9 protein-coding genes and 2 pseudogenes are annotated in these 5,134 nt (G+C 58.5%); 7 read left to right on the plus strand and 4 right to left on the minus strand.

Translation table 11 applies throughout. The features are described 5' to 3' along the window. Positions 1 to 1,609: phage tail tip lysozyme (locus CCR94_RS10625; protein WP_206605817.1), on the plus strand; the 1,609-nt coding region annotated here is incomplete at its 5' end. 126 nt (positions 1,610 to 1,735) lie between these two features. Here the strand turns inward: CCR94_RS10625 and CCR94_RS10630 are convergent. The 4 genes and pseudogenes from CCR94_RS10630 to CCR94_RS10640 all read right to left on the minus strand — a co-directional run bounded on the left by CCR94_RS10630 (position 1,736) and on the right by CCR94_RS10640 (position 3,115). Next, complete coding sequence (locus tag CCR94_RS10630) at positions 1,736 to 2,248, minus strand: helix-turn-helix domain-containing protein (protein WP_158254709.1); 513 nt, start codon at positions 2,246 to 2,248, stop codon at positions 1,736 to 1,738. Continuing rightward, a complete protein-coding gene (locus CCR94_RS24545) occupies positions 2,245 to 2,586 on the minus strand; it encodes a hypothetical protein (protein WP_146089953.1) in 342 nt (113 codons plus the stop codon). The genes CCR94_RS10630 and CCR94_RS24545 overlap by 4 nt, the downstream gene beginning before the upstream one ends. A 59-nt stretch (positions 2,587 to 2,645) precedes the next feature. Next, positions 2,646 to 2,753: pseudogene (locus CCR94_RS10635) on the minus strand (IS1595 family transposase); the annotation flags it as partial. Positions 2,754 to 2,782: 29 nt separating this feature from the next. Beyond that, positions 2,783 to 3,115: a helix-turn-helix domain-containing protein gene (locus CCR94_RS10640; RefSeq protein ID WP_425332326.1), complete on the minus strand. Its 333-nt coding sequence runs from the start codon at positions 3,113 to 3,115 to the stop codon at positions 2,783 to 2,785. 88 nt (positions 3,116 to 3,203) lie between these two features. On the opposite strand from CCR94_RS10640, the gene CCR94_RS10645 reads away from it, so the two are divergent. From CCR94_RS10645 to CCR94_RS10670, 6 genes and pseudogenes are all read left to right on the plus strand, one after another. Next, positions 3,204 to 3,542: a hypothetical protein gene (locus CCR94_RS10645; RefSeq protein ID WP_146089954.1), complete on the plus strand. Its 339-nt coding sequence runs from the start codon at positions 3,204 to 3,206 to the stop codon at positions 3,540 to 3,542. A 25-nt stretch (positions 3,543 to 3,567) separates the two neighbouring features. After that, on the plus strand, positions 3,568 to 3,939 hold the full coding sequence (locus CCR94_RS10650) for a hypothetical protein (RefSeq protein WP_104507833.1): 372 nt from the start codon (positions 3,568 to 3,570) through the stop codon (positions 3,937 to 3,939). A 12-nt stretch (positions 3,940 to 3,951) separates the two neighbouring features. Further along, entirely contained in the window at positions 3,952 to 4,230 is a 279-nt protein-coding gene (locus tag CCR94_RS10655; RefSeq protein WP_104507834.1) for a hypothetical protein, read from the plus strand. Beyond that, positions 4,217 to 4,471, plus strand: a complete 255-nt coding sequence (locus tag CCR94_RS10660; RefSeq protein ID WP_104507835.1) for a hypothetical protein — start codon at positions 4,217 to 4,219, stop codon at positions 4,469 to 4,471. Before CCR94_RS10655 ends, CCR94_RS10660 begins: the two co-directional genes overlap by 14 nt. Beyond that, positions 4,468 to 4,743: a hypothetical protein gene (locus CCR94_RS10665; protein ID WP_104507836.1), complete on the plus strand. Its 276-nt coding sequence runs from the start codon at positions 4,468 to 4,470 to the stop codon at positions 4,741 to 4,743. The genes CCR94_RS10660 and CCR94_RS10665 overlap by 4 nt, the downstream gene beginning before the upstream one ends. 279 nt (positions 4,744 to 5,022) lie before the next feature. Continuing rightward, a pseudogene (locus CCR94_RS10670) lies at positions 5,023 to 5,134 on the plus strand (IS110 family transposase); the annotation flags it as partial.

Consider the following 5,134-nt stretch of genomic DNA (forward strand, 5'->3'; position numbering starts at 1 on the left):
CCCGTTGGTAAGAGGCGCCTTGATCTCTGGCTTGATGCATGGATTTACGAAGCTCGCTCAGGTTCAACCCCAGCGAGTCTCAACTATTCCAACGAAAACCGCCATGTGGGAGGCTCGTGCCGCTTACGATTGGTTTCGCACCGCGCCGCCATACATGCGCCAGAACATGGCGGGCATTTGGGGCTTTGACGAAAAGACCATGCTTGCGATGACGGCGGGCGTGGACAAGTTCGCGGAGCATTACAAAAAGGTCCAGCGCAGCGTCGGCTTGGACCCAGAGAAGGCGGCCGAGAACGGCAACAAGCTGATGACGGCTTGGCGTAGCATTTGGAACACGTTCACGACCATCGTCGAGGGCGCGCTAGCGAAGCTGTTGGGGCCGGGCGGCGAGAATTTGACCGCTCTCAGTAATTGGTTTGACGAGCACGCGAAGCAAATTTCTGACGCTCTTTCAGAGATCACCAAAGGCTTCTTGGAGGCACTCAAAGGCTGGAAAGAAGGTCTTGGCGACGTCGATTGGAAAGAGGCGGGCAAAGGGGTTGCTGAATTTGCGAAGGACATCGGGCATCTCGTCGCGAATTTGAGAGATTTGACCAAATGGGCCGTTGATGCGGCGAACGCGGTCAATAAATTTGGGCAAGATACCGGCCTTGAATGGCTGCTTAACAAACTCGCGTATTATGGTCCTCCGAATGAACATCAAGGGACGGGAGGCCCTGCCGATGCCGGGGCAGGCGACGGCGAAAAACCTGGGTTCTTCCGCCGCGCGTGGAATGGAACCAAGAAATTATTCGGCATGGGCGCGGAGGCCGCGCCGGCCGGGGCCGGTGGCCGCATCGGAAAAGCGGTCCAGTCAGAGAACGCGAAAAAGGCGCTTGCTGCATTGCTCGGGTCCGGGTTGCCGCCAGAAGGCGTTGCTGCGGCGATGGGTTCAGCTCAGTCTGAAAGCAGTTTCAACCCTCATGCTCATAATGACGTCAAAGGCGGCCACACCGGGCTTTTCCAGTGGGACAGCACGCGGTGGCCGAAGATTGCTCGTTGGATCAAGGAACACGGTGGCAACCCTTGGGATGCGGGATGGCAGTCGCGGGCATATGTTGCTGAAAGCGCCGCCAAGCCCGGCGATCAGCTTTATGACACCCGAAGGACAGAAGAAGGCGGGCGCTTGTTGAGAGAGTCGGCGGGTGACATCGCAAAGGCGATGGACGGCATTCGCGAGAGTGAAAGATACGGGCGCGGTGAAGAAGGTGGAAGAGGCGCTAATGCGCGGGCGTGGTTGCCTCATGTGCGCGAGGCGATGAGAAGCCACGGCGGAGGCCTTGTTTCTCACCGATCCGCGAATGAGCGGGCGGGGCGTCACCACGCGGAACCGCAGTCCACGTTCAACCCTGCCGACGCATGGCACACGTATCAACGGGGATGGGCGCCTGGAGCACAGTCGTTCAACAACAGTTCGTCGTCATCGTCATCTGCCGCGCTCCACGCCAACACGACAATCAACGTCCACGGCGGCAACGCTGATGCGGGCACCATCGCGCAATCGGTCGCGGCTAATCAGTCTCGCGTGAATGCGAACTTGATCCGCAATCTTCAGGGGGCTGTCGCGTAATAGGAAAGCAGATGCCCGCCACGGATGCACTGGCGGGCGCTACGGCTTGCAGAGAAGCGCGGGGCGATTTGCGGCAACGGGAAACGGTCGGGTGTGCGGGTTTGGGGGTGACGCCCCCCATAACCATTATGCCGCCATTGTCGGAGCCTGCCATTTCTTGCCTACATAAGACAAGACGATGTCATCCGTTGTTTCATCTTCTTCCGAAAGCCGCTTGAGTCTTTCAAGTATTCCATCAAGCAGGCTTGTTCGCTCGTCATCAGGCACCAGTGAAAGAAGATATATGATTCTTAGGGCAAATACTGCCGCTCCATTTGCTTCGCATTGTCCCTTTTCCCATCTGGCAACGCTTTGATCTGATACGCTTAGTACTGTCGCAAGCTCAGCTTGAGACATCTTGAGTTCATGGCGCAGAAATCGCAACTCCTTTCCTGATGGAGCCTTGCGCGTCAGAACAATATTCATTCCAATTGCGCGATGTAGTCCGTCAATATCTGCAACAGTCAGATATTGGTCTTCTTCATCGGCGTCCAATGAGAAGCCGTTGCGCAGGTAGATGTTATCCAGCCCGCAGTCAGTATAGTGAAGCGGCTCTTTGCAGAACGCCTCACCTTTGATGGCAAAGTGGCGGATGTTCATCTGATATCTTCCCATTCAACTGTCTTAACTTTGATGTGGTCGTCGCGGACAAGAATTGTAACGACACCCACGTCTCTTCGTCCCTTCACGTTCAGGACGACCTTCCCCTTCCATTCGCCGGGGTTTGCCCCCGCAGTTATGCCACCCATGACCGTTCCCTCCCGCAGGACCGTTAGCGCAACGCGAATAGGAATATCGCGTTCCAGCATACGTTCCCGAGCATGGATGCCCCATTTTATATTTTTGGAATCACTAGCTAATTTACGAACACGACTGACGAAGTCGTTCGGTCTAGGCGCGAACGCCATAAGCTCAGCGATTGGTGGCTCATTGCTCATGGCCCTATCAATATGATAGGTAGAGGTTAACTGTCAATTAACAAGATGGCCGCGTTCGATCAATTTGTGCGCAGCCAATATCCTTTCCACTGGCGCGAAACCGGATGCGCGGCGGAAGCCGCAGTGATCATAAGGAACTGCTCGCCGTTGCTGACGCGTCGGTGATTCCTCGCGGGCGCCTTGGCTCAGGTGGCTTCTACGCGCGGATTTTCAGCCTCACACCCGCCCCGCCGCCGTTCTCGGGGATGAACTCGACGCCAGTAGCTTCAAGGGCGGCGCGGATCGCGTCCACGGTGCGCGGCTTCAATTCTTCGCCGGCTTCAAGGCGTGCAACTGTGCTGGGTGACACCTTCGCGGCTTCCGCTAACTCACGCACTCCGATTTGAAGAGCCGCCCGCGCCATCCGGCATTGCGCCGCATTCATCGTAACACCGTTATCATTTGCATTGACGATACCGAAAATCTGTGCGCAAATGCGTACACCGTTATCATAAGCGAACCGAAAGGTTATTACAATGTCGAAAAACATCACTTCGGCGCGCGCTATAGGTGCGCCTAAATCCCGGAAACGGCCCGATCCGCCGCCGATCCTTCATGTCTATGACCGCCGCCGGATCATGTCCCGCGCTTGGGAGCTTGCGCGCGAGGCCCGCGAGGAAACCGCGCGCAAGGCTTTCGACCTCGACGTGCGCGTGGTCGGCGCTCGGATCATTCACAACCGCCCGCTCACGGCGTTCATCGCCGAAATTCCCCTCGACCTGTCCGCCGCGCAAAAGCGGGCGTGGGCGGAGGCGAAGGGTATAGCTAAAATCTATACCCCCGCCACGGCGCTGGTCATCGTGCGCCACGGTGGCGCGCTGGCGCCGCTGCGTCGTCGCTTCTCCCGCGTGTGGCCGCTGCTGATCACCGCCGCCCGCTGGATCAACAGCCGGTTCATTCCGAGCCGCGCCGCGTAAACAGTTCAACCACAGGAGCATGACCATGAATAACGCCATTTCGGCGAGCGCTACCGCTTTGCCTGATCGCCGCCGTTTCCTCACCGCTGGAGCCGCCGTCGTCGCGTCAGCCGCCGTTCCGGCTGCATTAGCCAGCGTCTCGACGATCGCCGGCATGATCGCCGAATATCGCCGGGCGCAGGGAGCCTATAACGCCGCGCTTGAGATCGACGAGGACCACCCCGACCTTTCGCGGCTGGCGGACGAGGAAGACGTGGCGCTTGAAGCGCTGTGTGCTCATCCCGTCGCATCGATCGATGATGTCCGCGCCAAGTCCGCTGCGCTGCTGGAGCACGTCAAATATTTCGCCCTGCCTGAGGACTGCTACACGGCGCTGCTGCGCTCGTTCGCGGCGTGAGGGAGGCATCTAATGAGCAATACCGAATTTGATCAGGTCCGCGAAGACCTCGACGATTCAATGAGCAATCTCTTGCTCGCGTCGTTGTCGCTTGAAACCGTTTGCGGCGGTTTCTTGGACAAATCCTCGGGCGAGGACGGCTTCGTCAGAGTGCTCCCTGAGAAACGAGACGCGATCACATGGCTTGCTGGCCAGTTGAAAGAAATTACCGAACGCCATGTGCGCATATGGGAACGCCTGGACGAATTGATGCGCAAGGATAAGGAGGTCGAGACCGATGACCAGCGCTGAAACAATCCAACCGAACGTCGCCGACGCCAGGAAAAAGCGCCTCGACCAAATCGGGCGGCTCATCGCGGTTTCGTCCGAGATGCTGGACGTAGAGCCGGCAATGTATGCCCTCCCTTGCCGGAAAGCCGGCCTGAAGCGGGTTCTTACTGGCCAGATTTTCACCGCGACGAAGAACCTCTTGGCCGTGGTTGACGAGATGATGGCCGAATTGCGCGCCAGCACGCCGGAGGGCGAACAATGACCGAGGAAAGACCCGCCGCCGCCGAATGGCTCCAGAGACCCGATCGATTGAAATATTTGGAAACAACCGAAGAGCATCTGACCATTGCCCACAACTTGGCGCGGGCGCTCTGGCTCCTGCTGGACGGTGAGGCATACGCCGACGAAGACCCGCGCGACGTGCAAGCGCTTGCGGAGCTTGCTAGCGCCGTTGCCGACCACGCCGGCGCCGCCCGGGTCGCCTATTACATGGAAAAGGACAAGAGGAGGGGCGAACGCCATGCGCCAGCCTGACGACTTCACCCAAATCGTCGAATTCACGCCGTCCATGCGCGTGCTGATCGCCGACGCCATTGAGGCGCTGATTCTCCTGCTGGACGAGATCGACGGCGACGCCGATTTGGAGGACGAATCGGACGAGGAGGAAATAGACGAGCCGTGCCCTGACCGAGGACCTAGATGCCGTAATGGCCCCGGCCTGAACCTCTGGTTTAGGACGGTGGCTGTCCCCCGTATGATGAGGAACGGGGCCCTGGTTAGCGCCGGCCCCAAGCATCTGGACGGAGGACAGCCGTGGAATATTATGTCGGAATCGACGTGTCTTTGGAACTGTCGAGCGTTTGCATTGTCGACGCCAAAGGCAAGATTGTGAAGGAAGCCAAGGTCGGGAGCGATCCAGACTCCC

It is taken from the genome of Rhodoblastus sphagnicola (genome assembly GCF_002937075.1).
GTDB lineage: Bacteria > Pseudomonadota > Alphaproteobacteria > Rhizobiales > Beijerinckiaceae > Rhodoblastus > Rhodoblastus sphagnicola.

Bases quoted from the DNA above. Each gene is read 5' to 3' on its own strand.
- CCR94_RS10640 (WP_425332326.1), bottom strand. From the start codon at position 3,115: ATGTTTTTCGACATTGTAATAACCTTTCGGTTCGCTTATGATAACGGT.
- CCR94_RS10645 (WP_146089954.1), top strand. From the start codon at position 3,204: ATGTCCCGCGCTTGGGAGCTTGCGCGCGAGGCCCGCGAGGAAACCGCG.
- CCR94_RS10650 (WP_104507833.1), top strand. From the start codon at position 3,568: ATGAATAACGCCATTTCGGCGAGCGCTACCGCTTTGCCTGATCGCCGC.
- CCR94_RS24545 (WP_146089953.1), bottom strand. From the start codon at position 2,586: ATGAGCAATGAGCCACCAATCGCTGAGCTTATGGCGTTCGCGCCTAGA.
- CCR94_RS10655 (WP_104507834.1), top strand. From the start codon at position 3,952: ATGAGCAATACCGAATTTGATCAGGTCCGCGAAGACCTCGACGATTCA.
- CCR94_RS10665 (WP_104507836.1), top strand. From the start codon at position 4,468: ATGACCGAGGAAAGACCCGCCGCCGCCGAATGGCTCCAGAGACCCGAT.
- CCR94_RS10660 (WP_104507835.1), top strand. From the start codon at position 4,217: ATGACCAGCGCTGAAACAATCCAACCGAACGTCGCCGACGCCAGGAAA.
- CCR94_RS10630 (WP_158254709.1), bottom strand. From the start codon at position 2,248: ATGAACATCCGCCACTTTGCCATCAAAGGTGAGGCGTTCTGCAAAGAG.